The sequence below is a fragment of the Pseudomonas bharatica genome, from assembly GCF_048586865.1.
GTDB classification, from domain to species: domain Bacteria; phylum Pseudomonadota; class Gammaproteobacteria; order Pseudomonadales; family Pseudomonadaceae; genus Aquipseudomonas; species Aquipseudomonas bharatica.
Genome location: NZ_JBMAWR010000043.1, coordinates 1 through 19,366, shown reverse-complemented (window position 1 = coordinate 19,366; position 19,366 = coordinate 1). Strand labels below are relative to the sequence as shown.

The window sequence follows — 19,366 nt, the reverse complement described above, 5'->3', positions numbered from 1 at the left end:
GGGGGGGGGGGGTTACCCCCGCGATGAGGCCAGTGAAAACAATGCAGACCGACCTGCTGAACCCCTGCTGCCCCAGCAGCACCCCACTGCTCCCGAACCACCACCCACCTGTCCCAACCCCAGCAAACCCGGGCCCTCCAGCCATCTGGCGCGAAACCTGCTCTGCCCTGCCCCACACAGCAATCACAGGTCCGCGCCATGACGTCCCATCCTCCTTTCACCCGCCGCCGCTTCCTCGGCAACAGCCTCGCCCTCGGCGGCCTGGCCCTGGGCGGCAGCCTGCTGGCCGGTTGCGGCGACGACAGCCAGCCCGGCAGCCACGCGGCCGACCAGGGTCCGCGCTACGGCGGACGCCTGCGCCTGGGCATCCTCGACGGCAACCAGGCCGGCAACCTCGATGCCCACAAGCCGGTCGGCAGCGGGATCATTCGCGGCTTCGCCCTGTACAGCAAACTGTGGGAATGGGACGAGAACATGCTGCCGCGCCTGGCCCTGGCCGAAGAGGCCGAGGTCAGCCCGGACGGCAAGGTCTGGACCCTGCGCCTGCACAAGGACCTGGAGTTCCACCACGGCAAGACCATCGATTCCGAAGACCTGCTGTTCTCCATCCGCCGCCTCACCGACCCGCAACTGGCCTCGCCCTACGCCGCGCTGCTGCACTGGATCGACCGCGACAACCTGCAGAAGCTCGATGAGCGAACCCTGCGCGTGCGCTTCAAGGACGGCGCCGGCTTCGTTCCGCTTCCGGAAACCTGGGTGAATTTCGGCGGCATCGTGCCGGTGGACTATCACCCGGTGACCAACCCGGTGGGCGCCGGGCCGTACAAGTTCAAGAGTTTCTCCGCCGGCCAGCGCTCGCTGTTCACCCGCTTCGAGAACTACTTCAAGTCCGGCCGGCCCTACGCCGACGAGCTGGAGATCATCGGCTTCAAGGACCAGACCTCGCGCCTGGCCGCGCTCAAGGCCGGCCAGCTGGACATGGCCAACGCCCTGGCCGCCGAGCACCTGCGCCTGATCGAACAGGATCCACGGTTGCAGGTGCTGACATCGGTCACCGGCAACTGGCTGGGCTTCGACATGAATACCCGAAAAGCGCCGTTCGACGACCCCCGGGTACGCCAGGCGTTCCGCCTGCTGGCGAACCGCGAGGAGCTGGTGGCGCGGGTGCTCAATGGCCAGGGGCGGCCGGCCAACGACCTGTATGCACCCAACGACCCGACCTTCGACCACAGCATTCCCCCACGTCGCCAGGAACTGGACAAGGCCCGGGCCCTGCTGCGCGAAGCCGGGCAGGAAAACCTGGAGCTGGACCTGGTCACCGTCCAGGACGGCGTGGCGCTGTCGTCGGCGCTGGTGTATGCCGAACAGGCGCGCAAGGCCGGGGTGCGGATCAATGTGCGCCAGGTGGATGCCGCCACCTTCAACGGGCCGCAGCACACCGAATGGACCTTCAGCACCGGCGGCAGCATCGGCGCGCCCTTCCTCACCTGCGCCCTGCATGCAGATGCCCCGGTATCGGTGGCAAACAAGACCCACTTCGACGATCCAAGGTTTTCCGAGCTGTTCCTGCAAGCCCTGGCCGAACCGGACGTGGAGAAGCGCAAGCCACTGGTGCATGAAGCGCAGCGCATCCAGTACGAACGTGGCGGGATGCTGGTGTGGGGCTATGCGAACCTGGTGGACGGGTTCGCGCAGCGGGTGGGTGGGGCGGCGGCGGAGAGGACGCTGTTTCCGACGTGGCGGTTTGATCAGTTGTGGCTCAAGGCATGACGCGTACCCTGTGGGAGCGGGTTCGGCGTTCCGATGAACCCGCTCCCACAGGGTCCGAGTACAGGCTTCAGGTATGACTGATATCCCGATCCTTGGTCTCGGGCATGAAGAAGATCCCCAGCACCGCCGTCATCACCGCGATGACGATCGGATACCAGAGCCCGTAGTAAATGTCACCGGTCGCCGCGACCATGGCGAAGGCCACCGTCGGCAGGAAACCGCCGAACCAGCCGTTGCCGATGTGGTACGGCAACGACATCGAGGTGTAGCGGATCCGCGCCGGGAACAGCTCCACCAGCCAGGCGGCGATCGGGCCGTAGACCATGGTCACGTAGATCACCAGGATGGTCAGGAGCAGCAGCACCATCGGATAGTTGGTCTTGGCCGGGTCGGCTTTTTCCGGGTAACCGGCTTCCTTCAGCGCAGCGCCCAGGGATGCGGTGAAGCCGTCGTTGGCGGCCTTGAATTCTGCCCCCGGCAGGCTGCTGCCTTCGAAGCTCGGCATCATCTTGCTGCCGATGCGGATCTGCGCCACCGCACCCGGCTCGCCTACCTCGTTCTGATAGGGGATCGCCCGTTTCGCCAGCAGGCTCTTGGCCACATCACAGGAACTGGTGAAGCGCGCCTTGCCCACCGGGTCGAACTGGAACGAGCACTGCGCAGGATCCGCGATCACCGTCACCGGATTCTGCTGCTGTGCCGTGTAGATATCCGGGTTGCCGAACTCGGTCAGGCCCTTGAAGATCGGGAAGTAGGTCAGCGCGGCCAGGATGCACCCGGCCATGATGATTTTCTTGCGCCCGATACGGTCGGACAGGCTGCCGAAGATCACGAAGAACGGTGTACCGATCAGCAAGGAACCTGCAATCAGCAGGTTGGCCGTCTGCGGGTCGATTTTCAGGGTCTGCAGCAGGAAGAACAGCGCATAGAACTGCCCGGTGTACCAGACCACCGCCTGGCCGGCGGTGCCGCCGAGCAGCGACATGATCACCACCTTGAGGTTGTCCCAGCGGGCGAAGGATTCGGTCAGCGGCGCCTTGGACGCCTTGCCTTCGGCCTTCATCCGGTTGAACACTGGCGACTCATGCAGTTGCAGGCGGATGTACACCGATACCGCCAGCAACAGGATCGACAGCAGGAACGGAATCCGCCAGCCCCACGCCTCGAAGGCTTCGGTGCCCAGGGCAGTGCGGCAGGCGAGGATCACCAGCAACGAGAGGAACAGGCCGAGGGTCGCGGTGGTCTGGATCCACGAGGTGAAGAAGCCGCGCTTGCCGGGTGGTGCATGTTCCGCCACGTAGGTCGCCGCGCCGCCGTATTCGCCGCCCAGGGCCAGGCCTTGCAGCAGGCGCAGGGTGATAAGGATGATCGGCGCAGCCACCCCGATGGCGGCGTAGCTGGGCAGCAGGCCGACGATGGCGGTGGACACGCCCATGATGATGATGGTGATGAGGAAGGTATGCTTGCGCCCGATCATGTCGCCCAGGCGGCCGAACACGATGGCACCGAACGGGCGCACCGCAAAGCCGGCGGCGAAGGCCAGCAAAGCGAAGATGAACGCGGTGGTTTCATTGACCCCGGCAAAGAAGTGCTTGGCGATGATCGCCGCCAGGGAGCCGTACAGGTAGAAGTCGTACCATTCGAAGACCGTACCCAGCGACGAGGCGAAGATCACCTTGCGTTCGTCCTGGGTGATGCCTTTGCCGGACGTACTGCCCGGCGTGGGCGTTGAAGTGCCGTAAGTGACCGCCATAACGTTCTCCGTATTGTTCTTGTAGGCCGGAGCATCCCGCTGATAAATCCATACGCACTCTGGCCATTCAAAAGGCTGATGACATCGGATCACGGACTGCGCCGGGCCTGGGGGAACAGGCGGACGGCCTCGCGTTGCACGCAGGTTTAAGCGTAATAGGCCGCTGGCGGAAATCCAGCGCCTTCGCATAAGGGCGCCGGACGGTTCAAAGGTGGCGGAATACGGCGGCAGCGGCAATTCCCGCAGCAATCGCCGGCAGTGGCTTCTTCACCAGCAGCATGACCACGGCGGTGCTCGCCAAGGCTAGCCGGGCACCGTTGTCGCCGCTCACCGCCAGGGGTGTCAGCACCGCCACCAGCACCGAGCCGGACATGGCGCCGATGAATTGCTGCACGCGGTAGTTGATCGGTACGAAGGACATCACGAAGACCCCGCCCCAGCGGGTGGCCAGGGTCACGACGGCCATGATCAGGACCAGGATCAGCGGGCCATGGCCCGTGGTTTCGATAGTCACTTGTGCTTCTCCATCCAGATCGCACCGACGATACCGCCGGCCAGGGCGCCGACCACCACGTGGCTGTTTTCCGGCAGGTAGCGGTAGGCGAGCAGTGCCGAGCCGGCGGCCACGCCCCAGATCAGCAGCATGCGCAGGTCCTTCTTGCCGCCCACCACCATGGACAGCAGGAAGCAGCCCATGACCATGTCCAGCCCCCAGCTCACCGGGTCGGCGACCAGGTTGCCGAAGTACAGGCCGAGCCAGGTGCCGAGGATCCAGGTCGACCACAACGCCAGGCCGCCGCCAAAGAGGATGCCGAGCCCCGGCTTGCCGGCGGACAGCGCCTGCATCGACATGGCCCAGTTGGCGTCGGAAACCACCAGCATGATCCCGTAGCGACGCGCGACCGGCAGCTCGCGCAGCCAGGGGTACAGGGTCGCGCCCATCAGCAGGTGGCGGGCGTTGATGGCGAACACGGTGACGACCAACGGCACCAGCGGCACCTGTGCGCCCCACAGGTCAAGAGCGGCGAACTGCGAGGCGCCGGCGAAGACCAGGGTGCTCATCCACAGGATGGTGCCTTGGTCGAGGCCGACCTGGGCAGCGGCAAGGCCGAATGCCAGGCCGAACACCACCACGAACAGGGAGATCGGCAACAACAGCCGGAAGCCGTCGCGGATCTCGTTGTACCCCAGCTGTGTGGAGCCTTTGGCTACCGATAACACAAACACTCTCCTGTTTTTCAATCGTGCATGGACGGACGCCGGCCACTATCCGGCAGACACGTCATAGCGAAAAGCGCATATTACGCGAGCAAACCATTCGCTTATCGAATGCAACGGAGTACATGCCCATGCAGGACCTGCAAATCGACTGGCTGAAATGCTTCGTAGCGGTGGTCGATACCGGCTCGCTGTCCAATGCCGCGCCGGAAGTCCATCGTTCGCAATCGGCGGTGAGCATGCAGTTGAAGAAGCTCGAAGCTGCCGTGGGCCGGCAGTTGCTGGTGCGCGATGCACGGCAGCAGCAGCTCACCCCGGACGGCCAGGTGCTGCTGGGTTACGCCCGGCGCATCCTCGACCTGCACAGCGATGCACAGCAGGCATTCCACGGCGCCGAACTGACCGGGCGGGTGCGTCTCGGCGTACCCGACGACTACGCCGCGCGCTACCTGACCCCGGTGCTCAAGCGTTTCGCCCTGCGTTATGGCGCGGTACAGATCGAGCTGGACTGCGAGCAATCGACCTTGCTGATCCCGCGGATCGAACAGGGCGACCTGGACCTGGCGCTGATCTCCCGCGACCACCCTCGGCGCGGGACCTTGCTGTTCCACGAGCCGATGGTTTGGGTTGGCTCGCCGCAGTTCGACATCTGGCGTCGCGACCCGCTACCCATCGCCACCTACGAAAGCACCAGCCTGGCGCGGCGTTGTGCGATCAACTCGCTGGCATTGCAGGGTCGGGATTACCGGGTGGTGTACAACAGTTCGAGCCTGGCCGGGCAGATCGCCGCGGTGGAAAGTGGCCTGGCGGTGGCGGTGCTGACCCGTTGCAGTGTGCCGGAGCACCTGGAGATCCTGGGCGCCGAGCATGGGCTGGGGCCGCTGGAGCCGATGGAAGTGGCGGTGTATCGCAGCCGCGCATCGCAGGGCTCGCAGCCGGTGGACCGGTTGCAGGGATTGCTGGTCAAGACCCTGAGGATGGCGGCGACCTGAAGGGCCTCATCGCTGGCAAGCCAGCTCCCACAGGGTCCGCATGCACCGTCGCCAGCGATGAGGCCCGAAAGATCAACCAGGAACCTCCCTGGCAGCGCCCGGGAGAACACCTTCCAAGCAGAACCTCCGCGTTCAGCTTTCAAATACCGGCCGCGACGCCGTCTCGATCGCCGCCATGGCCTCGGCTTCGCTCATCACTCCGCTCTCGGCCATGATCGCCAGCAACGAGCGTCCCTCATTGACCGACTGCCGCGCCAGCTTGCTGACCTTGGCATAGCCCAGGCGCGGTACCAGCGCGGTGGCGACGGCCATGGAGTCGGTGAGATGGGCCAGGTTGCGCGCCTCATCGGCCTGGATACCGGCGATGCATTTTTCGCGAAAGCGCTGGATCCCCTGGGTAAGCAAGGTGATGCTGTCGAACACCCGCGAGGCCACCACCGGCTCGAAATGGTTGATCTCCAGTTCGCCGGCCTGCACTGCCTGGGCCACGGCGACGTCGTTGCCGATCACCGCGAAGCTGAGCTGGATCATGGCCATCGGCAGTACCGGGTTGACCTTGCCCGGCATGATCGAGGAGCCGGCCTGGGCTTCCGGCAGCTTCAGTTCTCCGACTCCGCCGACCGGGCCGGAAGACAGCTTGGTCAGGTCGCTGGCGATCTTCGCCAGGGCCGCCGCGCAGGTGCGCAGCTCGGCGGAAACGCGGGAGAACACGTCCATGTTCTGCATGGCATCGAAGGCGTTTTCCGGAGCCTGGTAAGCCACGCCGGTGACCTCGCCCAGATGGCGATACACCGCAGCGCGATAGGCCGCCGGGGCACCGAAACCGGTACCGATGGCGGTGCCGCCCAATGGCAGGGTATGCAGCTTGGCACGCACCGCGACCAGCTCTTCGGCAAGCCGACGGGTGAGCGAAGCGTAGCCGGAGAACAACTGCCCCAGGCGCATCGGCTGGGCATCCTGCAGGCAGGTGCGGCCGAGGTGGAGAACATCGGCGAACTGCACGGCCTTGGCATCGAACTGCGCGGCAAGCTGACGGACCTCATCGATCAGGCCTTCGAGCATGGCGTGAGTAGCGATCTTCAAGGCCGCCGGATAGACATCGTTGGTCGATTGCGAGGCATTGACCTGGTCGTTGGGATGGACGATGTCATAGCTGCCCGCCGCGTGCCCCATGAACAACTGGGCGCGGTTGGCCACCACCTCGTTGAAGTTCATGTTGGTCGAGGTACCGCCGGAGCCCTCCAGCAGGTCGACGATCAGCGAGTCATCGCAGTTGCCGGCAATGATGTCCTGGCAGGCGAGGACGATGGCCTCGCTCTGCTCCGGGGAAATCACCCCGCAGTCCAGGTTGGCCAGGGCGGCGGCCCATTTGCATTGGGCAAAGGCATCGCGAAACGCCGGGTAGTGGGCAATGCTCAGCGGCGAAACGCTGAGATTGTCGAAGCCGCGCACGGTGTTGACGCCGTACAGCTTGCCAGCGGGGATCCGCACTTCGCCGACGTAGTCTTGCTCGATCCGCTCGCCGACGCTTTCAAAAATACTCACGGGAATCTTCCTCATCGATGGTTACCAGTGTTTCGACACCTTTGCCCAAGGCGCTCAGCCGCGGCAGGAAGGTGTCCAGGATTACGTTGCGCGCCGTCTCGCAGGCATCGGCGAAGAAGGCGCTGTATTCGTTGCGACGGGCCACCAGGTACAGCGAGCGCTCCAGGCCCAGTTGCGGCACCAGGTGGGCGTTGACGTTTTCCACCCAAGTGCAGGCCTGGAGGAAACACATGGGGCTGGTCACGGCCCAGCCGATGCCGTCGGCGACCATGGCGGTCAGGGCGTCGGCGTTGTCCAGTTCCAGGCGGTTGGGCATGCGCACGCCGAGCCCGCGCATATGCCGCTCGATCTGCAGGCCGACCTGGGACAGACGGTTAAAGCGCACCACCGGCAGCACGTTGGCCAGGGCGCGCAGGTCGTCGAGACCCTGCAGCGGTTTGTCCAGTGCCTTCGGGGTGATGACGAAGTAGCGCTCGGTGAACAACCGGTAGCGCACCACGTCGTTGGCGTCCATCAGGGGGTCGCTGGTGATGATCAGGTCGAGGTCACGGCGCAGCAGCGACTCGCCCTGTTGCGGGCTGAGGCCGGTGCGTACCGACAACTGCGTGACCCTTTCCAGCATCTGCCGGGTAAAGGCCGAACCGCAGGTAGCGGCGAAGGAGTCCACCAGGCCGATGCGCAGGTCGGGCTTGACCCCGCGCCCGGCGTCGAGCACCTGGGCCTTGAGGTTGCACAGCTCCTCGCTAAGGATCGCGCCGCGGTTGCGCAAGGCCAGGCCGAACGGCGTCAGGGTCAGCGGCCGGGTGGTGCGATCGACCAGGATCACGCCGAGATCGTCCTCCAGTTGCCGGACCATCTGCGACACCCCCGACTGGGAAATCCCCATGCGGCTTGCCGCCCCCGACATGCTGCCCTCCTCGGTCACGGCGACGAACACCTGCACCGCGTACATATCGATAAGCTTGCCGGCTGGCATGGGCATCTCCTCTCGGGTTACTTGGTGTCGGCGAAGCCCAGCGGCGCGGGCTCGCCCTCGCCTTCCGGGCTCACTGCAGCCAAGGCTTCCTGGCTGGTTTCCGGGGCGAACAGATGGCAGAACACTCCGCCGAACAGCAGCACCGCGACACATACGCCCAGGGCGGCATGAATGCCCAGGTGCTGCACGGCAATCGGCAGCAGGAACGTGGCGAAGGCCGAGCCGAAGCGGCTGGCGGCCACCGCCAGGCCGATGCCCGAGGCGCGCAGGTGGGTCGGGAACAGTTCCGGTGGGTAGACGAATTCCAGGTTCACGGCCGCCGCCAGTACGCAGGCGAAGAAACCGAAGGCCAGGATGGTGCCCAGGGGGCCGAATCCGCCATAGGCCAGCACGGCGAGACCGATGGCGCTGAGGTAGAAGGTGCCGACCAGGAAGGCGCGACGGGAAATCCGGTCGATGATCAGCAGGCCGAGCAGCGCGCCGATCATCAACAACACGTTGTAAACCAGGCCGCCGACGAATTTGTCCTGCACATCCAGCGCTTCAAGCACCCGGGGCGAGAAGGTACCGAGGGCGAAGAACGGGATCACCTGGCAGGTGTAGAACACGCAGCCGACCAGGGTATTGCGGCGCCAGCGCCTGCTCATCAGTTCGCCGAGGCCACCGCGTTTCTTCGCCATGGCAGGCGCTGCGGCCGGCAAGGTCACGTGAGGACCGAACCTGGCATGGATGATCGCCAGCGCTTCGGCGCTACGCCCTTTGGCCATCAGCCAGATCGGCGATTCGGGCACGCCCAGGCGCAGCGGCAGGATCAGCAAGGCCGGCACGCCGCTCAACGCCAGCATCAGGCGCCAGGCATCCGGGCCGATATCGCGGATGGCGAAGCCCACCAGGTAAGCCGCGACGTAACCCGCCGCCCAGGCTGCCGCCAGCACGCTTAGCAAACGCCCGCGATAACGGCGTGGGGCAAACTCGGTGACCAGCGACTTGGACACGACATAGTCGAAGCCGAGCACCAGGCCCAGCAGCAAGCGCAAGGCCAGCAACTGCTCAGGAGAAGTGACGAAGAACTGCGACGCGGAGATTACCGCGAACAGCAGCATGTCCCAGGCGAAGATGGTGCGCCGACCGAACTTGTCGGCCAGCGGACCGGCGAACAGACTGCCGATGAACAAGCCCGCCAGCGACGCCGCGCCGAGCAGCCCCATCCATAGCGCGGTCAATTGCAAAGGCCCCGCCGCCATGCTCACGGCGATGCCGATGATGCCCAACACGAATCCATCGCTGAACTGCCCTCCTGTTCCGCTGAAAACCGTTCGAATATGAAAACGGCTCAACGGAAGGTCTTCGAACGCTACCTGGCTCATTCGTATCTCCACCTGTTGTTCTAGTTGTGGGGACCGGTATGGGTGACCGGATTACGCTCGAGTGTACGGCCGCATATTCAGGGAAACAGCATGTGTAATCGGAGTATCAGGATTGTTGATACTAGCTGCCGTGATTCCTGATGACAGCGGTTTCTTTGCACATCTTCATGTTCGCGGCAGGCACCCAGCCCGGGTGCCTGATCATGAACCGATCACAAGTTAGGATTTTCCCGTAGTGCAGCCGCCCAGCATAATGGGACAAGGAAACGCACCTTGATGGTGCGAATACTCAGGAGAGCAAGGTATGGATTCGATTTATCTGGTAGTGGCCGTGGGTGCCGTGGTGGCGGGGTTCGTGCAGGGGCTTTCCGGATTTGCCTTCGGCCTGGTTGCCATGTCGTTCTGGGCCTGGGTGCTGGACCCCAAGCTGGCGGCCACCCTGGCGGTGTTCGGTGCCTTGCTTGGACAAGTGGTGGCGGCGATCTCGGTGCGCCGTGGTTTCGATATCAAGCAACTGGCGCCTTTCGTGGTCGGCGGCCTGCTCGGCATTCCCCTCGGGGTGGCGCTGCTGCCGCAACTGGACATGAACTGGTTCAAGGCGATCCTCGGCACACTGCTGGTGCTATGGTGCCCGATCATGCTGATGGCCAAGCGCTTGCCGGTGATTGCCTTCGGTGGCCGGATTGCCAACGGCGGGGTCGGCTTCGCGGGCGGCATCATGGGCGGACTGGGTGGCTTCACTGGCACCCTGCCGACCCTCTGGTGCACCCTGCGCGGCTATGATCGCGATACCCAGCGCTCGATCATCCAGAACTTCAACCTGTCCATGCTGCTGGTGACCATGGCCACCTACCTGGGCTCGGGCATCGTTACCCGGGACATGTGGCCGATGTTCGCCATCGTCGCACCGGCCATGCTCGTTCCGACCTTCCTCGGCACCCGCCTGTACTTCGGCATCAGCGACGTGCGCTTTCGTCAGTTGGTACTCGGTCTGCTGACCGCCTCGGGCATTGCCTTGCTGGTGTCCTCGGTGCCAAACCTGCTGGCCTGAGCCAGGCCAACAGGCCAGCAACGGGTAGCGCCGGCGTGGAAAACCCTACGCGAGGTATTCGCGCAGACCGTCGCGCAGTTGCAGCATTCGCGCGCAGTGCTCGGGCTTGACGGTGAAAATGGCGAGTTCGAGAACATAGGGCATGGGCAGGACACTTCCTTGGGTTTGATGAAGCTCCAGTATCCGCAGGTCATCCTGACAGCGTACTGTCAGTACGCCAGGCCGTGGATTGATGGCGCATGTAGGTGCGCAGGGCGATTTGCGGGCTGTCACGCCAGGGTTCCTCGCTGGTGAGGATCGAGGCGATACGGTCGACGCGGAAATCGCGGTAGGCCGAGCGGGTGTTGCACCAACTGCCAACCGTCCACTTGCCACCCCAGTAGAACAGGCCGATGGGCTGGATCAGGCGTCGCGAGACCGCACCGTCAAGGCTGGTGTAGGTGATCTGCAATACCCGCTTGTGCTCGATGGCCTGGCGCAGGGTGCTGAGGTGACCGCGGGTCATGGCGGTGCTGCTGTTCAGCGCGCGGATCGGGCTCTGTTGCGGATCGCTGGTTTGTTGCGGCGCGCTGGCCGCGACCTTGCTCAGCAAGGTGCGCGCGGCACTGGAGAGCTCGTTGTCGGCGCTGTCGGCGAGCATTTCCATGCCCAGGGTCAGGGCGTCCACCTCGATGCGGCTCAGGCGCAGTGGCGGCATCTCGAACGCGGCGTCGAGGGCGTAGCCGACACCCGTGGTGCCGTAGACCGGTACGCCGCTCAGGGACAGGTCGTCGATATAGCGGTAGATGGAGCGCACGGACACACCGATCCGTTCGGCCAGGCGCTCGGCGGTGATCGGCTGGTGAACGCGGATCAGGTTCACCAGTTGGAACAGGCGGTCGGCCTTGTGCATGTGAGGTACCTCGTGTCCGTGTTGAATCAAGAGCTTTTCTGTTGTCCTTACGGGCCTCATCGCTGCGGTGCGGCGGTCCGACAAGCCAGCTCCCACGGGGACCTTGTGGGAGCTGGCTTGTCGGACCGCCGCACCGCAGCGATGAGGCCCTCAACAACGAGACCCGCTAACGGGTCACCACCGAAATCCTTTTCCCACCCTGCTCCGCCACTTCCTGGGCCTGCCCGTCGCGCTGCTTGCCCTGCCTGGCCAGCCCGACCAGCCGGGGAATCAACGGTCCTTCCGGCAGATGCCGCCAGAAGCGTCCCGGCATATGCATGCGCAAGGCATCGGGATTGACCCGCGCCGGGTTGAAAGTGTGGCGGTAATAGGTCAGCCACAGGTCCGCATCAGGGTCATCGGCCTGCTCCGCCCACTGCCGCCATTCAGGCGGACACTGGCGGCGGTAATCAAAGTCCCTGCCGTCGTAACGAATGCCATCGCGCGAGGTGGCGATCAACCAGCGCTGGCGGCCCAGGCGCTCGGCAAAATGCCCGCTGGCGGTTTGGAGAATGTCATGGGCAGGTTCATGGAAGGCCACCAGGTCCAATTGCAGCTGTTCTGCAACCGCCGCCGGCAACGGCACGAAACGGACGAAGGCATGCAGATGGTGCGCCTCGCGGGTGACCTGCTTGATCCGCCGTTGCAGTTCACTGCCCAGGCGATCGCCCGCGAGCATGGCGGTGCGGTCGCCGTGGGCCACCCGCCAGAGCACTTCGTAGAGCAGGTTCCAGCGCTGCTCGCCGCGATATCGGGCGGCCAGTTGCAACTGCGCCAGCAGTTCCGCCGGCACCTTCGCCCGGAACGGCCCGGGGCCGTCGGGCAAGCCATCGGCCACGGCGAGCAAATCCTGGATCGGGCCCTGCCCCCAGTTCACCTGCGCCGGATCGATGCCATGGCCAAGCAGCACCCGCGCCTGATCGCGCCAGGTGGCGAAGTCATCATCGCAGTCGAGGGCGATCATCCCCACAACCCCATCTGCACCGGCGCCACCGGGTCACGCAGACGGGCACGCAGCAGGCCGCTGCGGGTTTCCGCCAGGGCCGGGCGGTAGTCGCTGGTAACGATGAACGGCCTGGCCTTGTCCAGCACGCAGCGCAACTGGATCAGGTCGTCGTAGCGCACCCGTCGCTCGCGACGCAGCGCCACCAGGCGCTGTACGCTGCGCAGGCCGATACCCGGGATACGCGCCAGCAGGGCCGGCTCGGCCCGGTTGATATCCACCGGAAACACCTCGCGGTTGGACAGCGCCCAGGCCAGCTTGGGGTCGATGTCCAGGGCAAGGTTGCTCGCCTCGCTGAGCAGCTCGCCTGCCTTGTAGCCGTAGCCGCGCATCAGGAAGTCGGCCTGGTACAGGCGGTGCTCGCGCAACAGCGGTGGTGCAGCCAGGGGCACGCTATCGGGGCTGTCGGGGATCGGGCTGAAGGCGGAGTAATACACGCGCTTGAGGCCGTAGCCCTGATAAAGCGATTCGGCATTGCGCAGGATGGTGCGGTCGTCCGAAGTGTCGGCACCGACGATCATCTGCGTGCTCTGCCCGGCCGGCGTGAAACGCGGCGCCCTCGCCTCGCCGGCCACCGCCTGCTGCCCGCGATGGATGGTGCCCATGGCCTGGCGGATGGTGGCCACCTGCTTTTCCGGAGCCAGGCGCTTGAGGCTGGCATCGCTGGGCAGCTCGATATTGACGCTGAGGCGGTCGGCCAGGCGTCCGGCTTCCTCGATCAGCAGCGGGTCGGCGTCGGGGATGGTCTTGAGGTGGATATAGCCGCGGAAGTCATGCTCCTCGCGCAGCAGGCGCGCCACCCGGACCAGTTGTTCCATGGTGTAGTCGGCCGAGCGAATGATGCCTGAGCTGAGGAACAGCCCGCTGATGCAGTTGCGCCGGTAGAAATCCAGGGTCAGGCGCACCACTTCCTCGGGCGTGAAGCGCGCCCGCGGCACGTTGCTGGAACGGCGGTTTACGCAGTACTGGCAGTCGTACAGACAGAAGTTGGTGAGCAGCACCTTGAGCAGCGAGACGCAGCGCCCGTCGGGCGTATAGCTGTGGCAGATGCCCATGCCGTTGGTCGCGCCAAGCCCGTCGCTGCCCTTCGAGCTGCGCTTGGGGGCGCCACTGCTGGCGCATGATGCGTCGTACTTGGCGGCATCGGCGAGGATGCCGAGCTTGGCGATGAGTTGCATGGGGAGCCTTTCCCGAATACTGAATATTCATACAGTATTTCGAGATTGACCAGAGTGCAAGGGTCTGTTGTTTTTCCTTTACCAGCTCAAATAGAACATGCCCTTGGCCAGCACCACGATCAGCAACAGATGAGTAAAGACGCTGGTATGGATGAAGCGAACCGCCTGCGCCGTCATGCGCCCGCTGCGCATCAGCCACAGCGCGGTGAAGAAGTGCCCGAGCACGCTGACCGCGACAAGGATCTTCACCCCCAGCAAGGTGCCGAAGGGCGACGTCCAGGGCGTTGCCAACTGCGCCATGTAGCGCTCGCGGACCATGCCGGCCCCGGCACCGAACAACACCAGCAACACCCAGGGCATCAGCCGCCGGGCGCGTTGGCCGACAGCGTGTTCGAGCATCATCATCATGCGATCGGGCAACTGGCGACGGATCCCGCCGAGAAACAGCACTTCGAAGAACACGGTGCCGATAAAGACGATGGCAGCGAACAGGTGCAGGGTCAGCAGAACGGGATAGATCATGGCGGGGCCTCATTGTGCCGACCAGACTAACCGTGCCGGGGCACTCCGGGCTTGACGCTCGTCAAGCCGGTGGAACTCCGCTCCGGGGCGGTATTTCGAATCTCATATCGACAGCCGCTTCGCCAGGAGGCACCCGATGCATAACCTCGAAACCCCGCGCCTGAAGCTGGGCGTGTTCAATCCGCTGGACAGCCTCGGCCAGGCGCTGATCGCCGCCGCGCTGCATCGCCAGCACGAAGTGAGCGCGCTGCTCGACGATCTCAACGGTATCACCGCGCGTCCCGGCTTGCGCTGCAAGCTGGGCAGCCTGGAGTCGGTGGAGACGGTCAAGCAGGCGATTGCCGGGCTGGATGCGGTATTCGCCTGCCTTGGCGGGGAACGCCAGGAAGACCTGCCGGCGCGCTGTGGTTGCCTGATCGACGGTGCGCTCGCCCTCGGTGATGCCGGCGCGCCGGGGTTGTTCCTGGTTGGCCGCTGGGAATGGCTGGTGGACTCCGACGACAGCGGCGACGAAGCCCTGGGTGCGGGGCTGCGGCGCAGCCTGGACGCCAGCGGACTGGACTGGACGCTGGTGGAGATGCCGCCATTGGCAGCCGGGTTGCGGGTCGATGATTTCAGTGGCGAGGCCACGACCATCGGCAGCGAGGCCCGACGGGCGCTGGACTGTGCCGAGGCACTGCTCGACGAGCTGCGCCTTGGGCTGCACCGGCATCAGTGCCTGCGCTTGCGCGGCGCAAACGGAGGGCGTGATTGATGTCCGGCCCCGATGCGCTTCATCAGATCTTCGGGCTGGTGCTGCTGGCCATGGCCTTCAGCGCGTTCATTCTGTTCGTACGAAGTTATCGACCGGCGGGCGTAAGCGGGCGTTGGTACGACCTGGTGCTGGGCTTTATCGCCCTGTGGCTGGCGTTGTGGCCGGAGCTGGGTCATTTCATCGGAGACCCGAGCCTGGCCAGAGGGCTGGGGCTGCTGCTGCAAGGCATCGCTACGGCGGCGGGGTGCATTCTCGGGGCCTTGCTGGCGAAGGCCTTGCGCTTGTTGCTGCTTGAAAGACGACGGCCTGTGCAGAACAGAAACCATGAGCCAGACCAGAAACATGGCAGGACTCCGCGGTAGAAATCAGGCTTTCGCCTACTCGCTTGATCGTTTGGGTTCTGCCATCCTGCAACGATGTCTAATAGCCATCACCGCAGACGATATCCCGAATGACCTACATAACGCGAATTTGTTACAACGAATCCAACTGGCAGCATCCAACCGGGAGCGCAACGGAGGCCAGGACGACTTATTACTCCCGGCATCGTTACGGTCACGAGGAATGGCTGTTCCGCTTCGAGTGGCAGATTGGCGGTTGGCAGTACGGATTTCTTCAGGGTGTGAACAAGGGGCGTAAAACCCGGCTCAAGTCTGGAGAACGTGCTGGAGAAGTGGTTCTTTTCACGATCACTCCCCGCGGACGTCGTTACGTAGCCAGAATCAGGCATATCGAGTTCCTGGACGAAGCGCAAAGCAATGCCGCGCTGGAAATCTATAAAAGGAATGGCTGGTTCAAGCAGATGTTGAAGGAGATCGACAAGGTCGAAGGTGTCAAGGAAAGCCTGGGAAATACCAACTGGGCCCGTTACATGCTGAATGTCCGCTTTCGCCCGGAAGATGTCGAATGGTTTCCCGAGGATACCCTGGCGACATCCAGTGATCCGGTCATGCACTGGAATCGTTACCAATTGATCGCGCCGGATCAGGACTATGTGGTGCCTGAAACGGGTGTTAAACGTCCTGTCAGGATTGGCGTGAGCGTCCCCCCGCAGCAGCGTAACTACTTCAGGAACGGGTCGGAGGGGCGCGAATGCTCGCCCGAACACGACATGATTCGCAGCGCACTTTGTCAGGAGCTCGAACGGGAATATCCAGACGCGAAGATCGTTTGCGAAGAGAACTACGTGGACGTCACGGTCGTCACCGCCAGCGAGCGTATCCTGTTTGAAGTCAAGTCGGACTTGTCGACCCGTCGCGTATTGCGCCTGGCAATCGGTCAGTTGCTGGAGTACGCCTGGTACTGGGAGCCGCACACTGATCGGAACACCCGACTGGTGGCAGTAGGCAGAACGTCGCTCGACGCAGCCGACAGTAGCTATCTCGACTTCCTCTCTAAGACACTCGGGCTCCCCTTGAGCTATCGCCAGGTCAAGCTTCCATCGGAAGCCTGAACGCTTTATGGCAACGCGCTTGCAGGGCTATCCGCAATTGCGAAGGTGGGATTAAGACAGACCCCGGCGAACTTCCCGACGGTCATCCCACCCGCCTCAGACCTCGCGTAACATTTCGCAACCCCTTATTCAGCAAAACGCCATCGCCGTGCGCTTCCCGGCCATCGATACCGGCAAAAGCGCATCCCGCCCTTTCGATATGTATCGAGTACGGGCACAATGCGGCTCTTTTTTTGGCTGGCCTACCCGGAGCCTCGAAGTGATCAAGACCCCGTACTACCTCATCGACAAACAAAAGCTGCTGGGCAACCTGGAGAAGATCGCCTATGTGCGCGAGAACTCCGGGGCCAAGGCCCTGCTTGCGCTGAAGTGCTTCGCCACCTGGTCGGTGTTCGACCTGATGCAGCAGTACATGGACGGCACCACTTCGTCCTCGCTCTACGAGCTCAAGCTCGGTCGCCAGAAGTTCGCCGGCGAGACCCACGCCTACAGCGTGGCCTGGGCCGACGACGAGATCGACGAGATGCTGGTCAACTGCGACAAGATCATCTTCAACTCCATCGGCCAGCTGCAGCGCTTTGCCGAAGCGTCCGAGGGCAAGGTCCGTGGTCTGCGGGTCAACCCGCAGGTGAGCAGCTCCGACTACCTGCTGGCCGACCCGGCGCGCCCGTTCAGCCGCCTCGGCGAATGGGATCCGGTCAAGGTTGAAAGCGTGATCGAGCAGATCTCCGGCTTCATGTTCCACAACAATTGCGAGAACGGCGATTTCGACCTGTTCGACAAGATGCTCGGCACCATCGAGGAACGCTTCGGCCACCTGTTGCACCAGGTCGAGTGGGTCAGCCTGGGCGGCGGCATCCACTTCACCGGCGAAGGCTACGCCCTGGATGCGTTCTGCGCGCGCCTGAAGTCGTTCTCCGAAACCTACGGCGTACAGGTCTACCTGGAGCCGGGCGAAGCGGCGATCACCAACAGCGCCTCGCTGGAAGTGACCGTGCTCGACACCCTGTACAACGGCAAGCACCTGGCCGTGGTCGACAGCTCGATCGAAGCGCACATGCTCGACCTGCTGATCTACCGCCTCAACGCCAAGATGGCCCCCAACGATGGCGAGCACACCTGGATGGTCTGCGGCAAATCGTGCCTGGCCGGCGACATCTTCGGCGAGTACCAATTCGATCGTCCGCTGACCATCGGCGATCGGCTGTCGTTCATCGACGCCGCTGGCTACACCATGGTCAAGAAAAACTGGTTCAACGGCCTGAAAATGCCGTCCATCGTAGTGAAACAACTCGACGGTAGCGTCGAGGTGGTTCGTGAGTTCGGTTTCGAAGACTACCTGTCCAGCCTTTCCTGAGCTGGCAGATAAGGAGAGATAGAGAATTGAAGAAGAACGTTCTTATCATTGGTGCAGGAGGTGTCGCCAAGGTGGTGGCCCACAAGTGCGCGCAGCACAACGACGAACTCGGTCGTATTGCAATTGCGTCGCGGAACATCTCCAAATGCCAGGCCATCATCGACAGCGTCAAGGCCAAGGGTAGCCTCAAGGTACCCGCCGACATCCTGGCCTTTTCGCTCAATGCCCTCGATGTCGAGGCGACCAAGGCGCTGATCCGCGAGACCGAATCGCAGATCGTGATCAACGTCGGCTCCGCCTTCCTCAACATGTCGGTGCTGCGTGCCTGCATCGATACCGGTGTCGCCTACCTGGACACCGCAATCCACGAAGAACCGGGCAAGATCTGCGAAACCCCGCCCTGGTATGGCAACTACGAGTGGAAACACCTCGAGGAATGCCAGCAGAAGAACATTACCGCCATTCTCGGTGTCGGCTTCGACCCGGGTGTGGTCAACGCCTACGCGGCGCTGGCGAAGCAGCAGTATTTCGACCGCATCGACTCGATCGACATTCTCGACGTCAATGCCGGGTCGCACGGCAAGTACTTCGCCACCAACTTCGATCCGGAAATCAACTTCCGTGAATTCACCGGGCAGGTGTGGAGCTGGCAGAACAGCCAGTGGACCAGCAACACCATGTTCGAAGTGAAGCGTACCGACGACCTGCCGGTAGTCGGCTCGCAGAATCTCTACCTCACCGGCCACGATGAAGTGCACTCGCTGTCGAAGAACCTCGACGTGCCCAACGTGCGTTTCTGGATGAGCTTCGGCGAGCATTACATCAATGTGTTCACCGTACTGAAGAACCTCGGCCTGCTCTCCGAACAGCCGGTGAAAACCGCCGAAGGCCTGGAAGTGGTGCCATTGAAAGTGGTCAAGGCCGTGCTGCCGGATCCGGCCTCGCTGGCCCCCGGCTACACCGGCAAGACCTGCATCGGCGACCTGGTCAAGGGCACCAAGGATGGCCAGCCGCGCGAGGTCTTCATCTACAACGTGGCCGACCACGAGGAAGCCTACGCCGAGACCGACAGCCAGGGCATTTCCTACACTGCCGGCGTACCGCCAGTGGCGGCGGCCCTGCTGGTCGCCCGCGGCCAGTGGGACGTGCAGCGCATGGTCAACGTCGAAGAACTGCCGGCCGAACCGTTCCTGCACGCCCTTGACGTGATGGGTCTGCCGACCCGGGTCAAGGATGAGAACGGCGATCGTCCGTGGGCTTGATAGAGTCCGCTGCGTGAAAAAAAGGGGCGCCTGAGAAGGCGCCCCTTTTTCGTTATGAATGTCTCAGGACCGACACTGCCCCTGTGGGAGCTGGCTTGCCAGCGATAGCAGTAGTGAATTCACCATCGCTATCGCTGGCAAGCCAGCTCTCATAGAACAAAACATAACTCTTTGATTTGCAGGGACCTTGTGGGAGCGGGTTCACCCGCGATTGCAGTGGTGAATTCACCATAG

18 protein-coding genes are annotated in these 19,366 nt (G+C 63.6%); 8 read left to right on the top strand and 10 right to left on the bottom strand.

Annotated elements, in window-relative coordinates; all coding sequences use genetic code 11:
* Positions 1 to 198: 198 nt before the first annotated feature.
* Positions 199 to 1,770, top strand: coding sequence for an ABC transporter substrate-binding protein (locus ACKLLE_RS26710; protein WP_420059558.1), 1,572 nt, complete (start codon positions 199 to 201; stop codon positions 1,768 to 1,770).
* Between the two features lie 67 nt (positions 1,771 to 1,837).
* On the opposite strand, the gene ACKLLE_RS26705 is transcribed toward ACKLLE_RS26710, so the two are convergent.
* From ACKLLE_RS26705 to ACKLLE_RS26695, 3 genes are all read right to left on the bottom strand, one after another.
* Positions 1,838 to 3,523 carry an MFS transporter gene (locus ACKLLE_RS26705; RefSeq protein WP_420059557.1) on the bottom strand — a complete coding sequence of 562 codons (1,686 nt, stop codon included), beginning with the start codon at positions 3,521 to 3,523 and terminating at the stop codon, positions 1,838 to 1,840.
* A 205-nt stretch (positions 3,524 to 3,728) separates the two neighbouring features.
* Complete coding sequence (locus tag ACKLLE_RS26700) at positions 3,729 to 4,037, bottom strand: AzlD family protein (protein WP_420059556.1); 309 nt, start codon at positions 4,035 to 4,037, stop codon at positions 3,729 to 3,731.
* Positions 4,034 to 4,744: an AzlC family ABC transporter permease gene (locus tag ACKLLE_RS26695; RefSeq protein ID WP_064304161.1), complete on the bottom strand. Its 711-nt coding sequence runs from the start codon at positions 4,742 to 4,744 to the stop codon at positions 4,034 to 4,036. The genes ACKLLE_RS26700 and ACKLLE_RS26695 overlap by 4 nt, the downstream gene beginning before the upstream one ends.
* A 122-nt stretch (positions 4,745 to 4,866) precedes the next feature.
* Here ACKLLE_RS26695 and ACKLLE_RS26690 point away from each other — a divergent pair, with 122 nt between their 5' ends.
* Complete coding sequence (locus ACKLLE_RS26690) at positions 4,867 to 5,733, top strand: LysR family transcriptional regulator (RefSeq protein WP_279900212.1); 867 nt, start codon at positions 4,867 to 4,869, stop codon at positions 5,731 to 5,733.
* Positions 5,734 to 5,865: 132 nt separating this feature from the next.
* Here the strand turns inward: ACKLLE_RS26690 and ACKLLE_RS26685 are convergent, their stop codons facing one another.
* Genes ACKLLE_RS26685 through ACKLLE_RS26675 form a run of 3 tightly spaced genes read right to left on the bottom strand, consistent with a single transcriptional unit; the run spans position 5,866 to position 9,621 of the window.
* Entirely contained in the window at positions 5,866 to 7,278 is a 1,413-nt protein-coding gene (locus ACKLLE_RS26685) for an aspartate ammonia-lyase (protein WP_420059555.1), read from the bottom strand.
* Positions 7,265 to 8,254: a LysR family transcriptional regulator gene (locus ACKLLE_RS26680; protein WP_420059554.1), complete on the bottom strand. Its 990-nt coding sequence runs from the start codon at positions 8,252 to 8,254 to the stop codon at positions 7,265 to 7,267. The genes ACKLLE_RS26685 and ACKLLE_RS26680 overlap by 14 nt, the downstream gene beginning before the upstream one ends.
* 17 nt (positions 8,255 to 8,271) lie before the next feature.
* Positions 8,272 to 9,621 (bottom strand): MFS transporter, encoded by a 1,350-nt coding sequence (locus tag ACKLLE_RS26675; RefSeq protein ID WP_420059552.1) that lies wholly within the window; start codon positions 9,619 to 9,621, stop codon positions 8,272 to 8,274.
* Between the two features lie 304 nt (positions 9,622 to 9,925).
* On the opposite strand from ACKLLE_RS26675, the gene ACKLLE_RS26670 reads away from it, so the two are divergent.
* Positions 9,926 to 10,672 (top strand): sulfite exporter TauE/SafE family protein, encoded by a 747-nt coding sequence (locus ACKLLE_RS26670; protein ID WP_420059551.1) that lies wholly within the window; start codon positions 9,926 to 9,928, stop codon positions 10,670 to 10,672.
* Positions 10,673 to 10,862: 190 nt separating this feature from the next.
* On the opposite strand, the gene ACKLLE_RS26665 is transcribed toward ACKLLE_RS26670, so the two are convergent.
* The 4 genes from ACKLLE_RS26665 to ACKLLE_RS26650 form a co-directional block, all read right to left on the bottom strand.
* Complete coding sequence (locus ACKLLE_RS26665) at positions 10,863 to 11,564, bottom strand: helix-turn-helix transcriptional regulator (protein ID WP_420059549.1); 702 nt, start codon at positions 11,562 to 11,564, stop codon at positions 10,863 to 10,865.
* 166 nt (positions 11,565 to 11,730) lie between these two features.
* Complete coding sequence (locus ACKLLE_RS26660) at positions 11,731 to 12,567, bottom strand: TIGR03915 family putative DNA repair protein (protein WP_420059548.1); 837 nt, start codon at positions 12,565 to 12,567, stop codon at positions 11,731 to 11,733.
* Positions 12,564 to 13,784, bottom strand: a complete 1,221-nt coding sequence (locus ACKLLE_RS26655) for a putative DNA modification/repair radical SAM protein (protein ID WP_009407089.1) — start codon at positions 13,782 to 13,784, stop codon at positions 12,564 to 12,566. The genes ACKLLE_RS26660 and ACKLLE_RS26655 overlap by 4 nt, the downstream gene beginning before the upstream one ends.
* 78 nt (positions 13,785 to 13,862) lie before the next feature.
* Entirely contained in the window at positions 13,863 to 14,306 is a 444-nt protein-coding gene (locus ACKLLE_RS26650) for a CopD family copper resistance protein (protein WP_420059547.1), read from the bottom strand.
* A gap of 136 nt (positions 14,307 to 14,442) precedes the next feature.
* On the opposite strand from ACKLLE_RS26650, the gene ACKLLE_RS26645 reads away from it, so the two are divergent.
* The 5 genes from ACKLLE_RS26645 to ACKLLE_RS26625 all read left to right on the top strand — a co-directional run bounded on the left by ACKLLE_RS26645 (position 14,443) and on the right by ACKLLE_RS26625 (position 19,132).
* Positions 14,443 to 15,060 carry an NAD(P)H-binding protein gene (locus ACKLLE_RS26645; protein ID WP_420059546.1) on the top strand — a complete coding sequence of 206 codons (618 nt, stop codon included), beginning with the start codon at positions 14,443 to 14,445 and terminating at the stop codon, positions 15,058 to 15,060.
* Complete coding sequence (locus ACKLLE_RS26640) at positions 15,060 to 15,422, top strand: hypothetical protein (protein WP_420059544.1); 363 nt, start codon at positions 15,060 to 15,062, stop codon at positions 15,420 to 15,422. Before ACKLLE_RS26645 ends, ACKLLE_RS26640 begins: the two co-directional genes overlap by 1 nt.
* 89 nt (positions 15,423 to 15,511) lie before the next feature.
* Positions 15,512 to 16,513 (top strand): hypothetical protein, encoded by a 1,002-nt coding sequence (locus tag ACKLLE_RS26635; protein WP_420059542.1) that lies wholly within the window; start codon positions 15,512 to 15,514, stop codon positions 16,511 to 16,513.
* Between the two features lie 259 nt (positions 16,514 to 16,772).
* The gene (locus tag ACKLLE_RS26630) at positions 16,773 to 17,870 is read left to right on the top strand and encodes a carboxynorspermidine decarboxylase (protein ID WP_420059541.1); all 1,098 of its coding nucleotides are present in this window, start codon (positions 16,773 to 16,775) and stop codon (positions 17,868 to 17,870) included.
* Between the two features lie 26 nt (positions 17,871 to 17,896).
* Positions 17,897 to 19,132: a saccharopine dehydrogenase family protein gene (locus tag ACKLLE_RS26625; RefSeq protein WP_420059540.1), complete on the top strand. Its 1,236-nt coding sequence runs from the start codon at positions 17,897 to 17,899 to the stop codon at positions 19,130 to 19,132.
* The last annotated feature ends 234 nt before the right edge of the window (positions 19,133 to 19,366 follow it).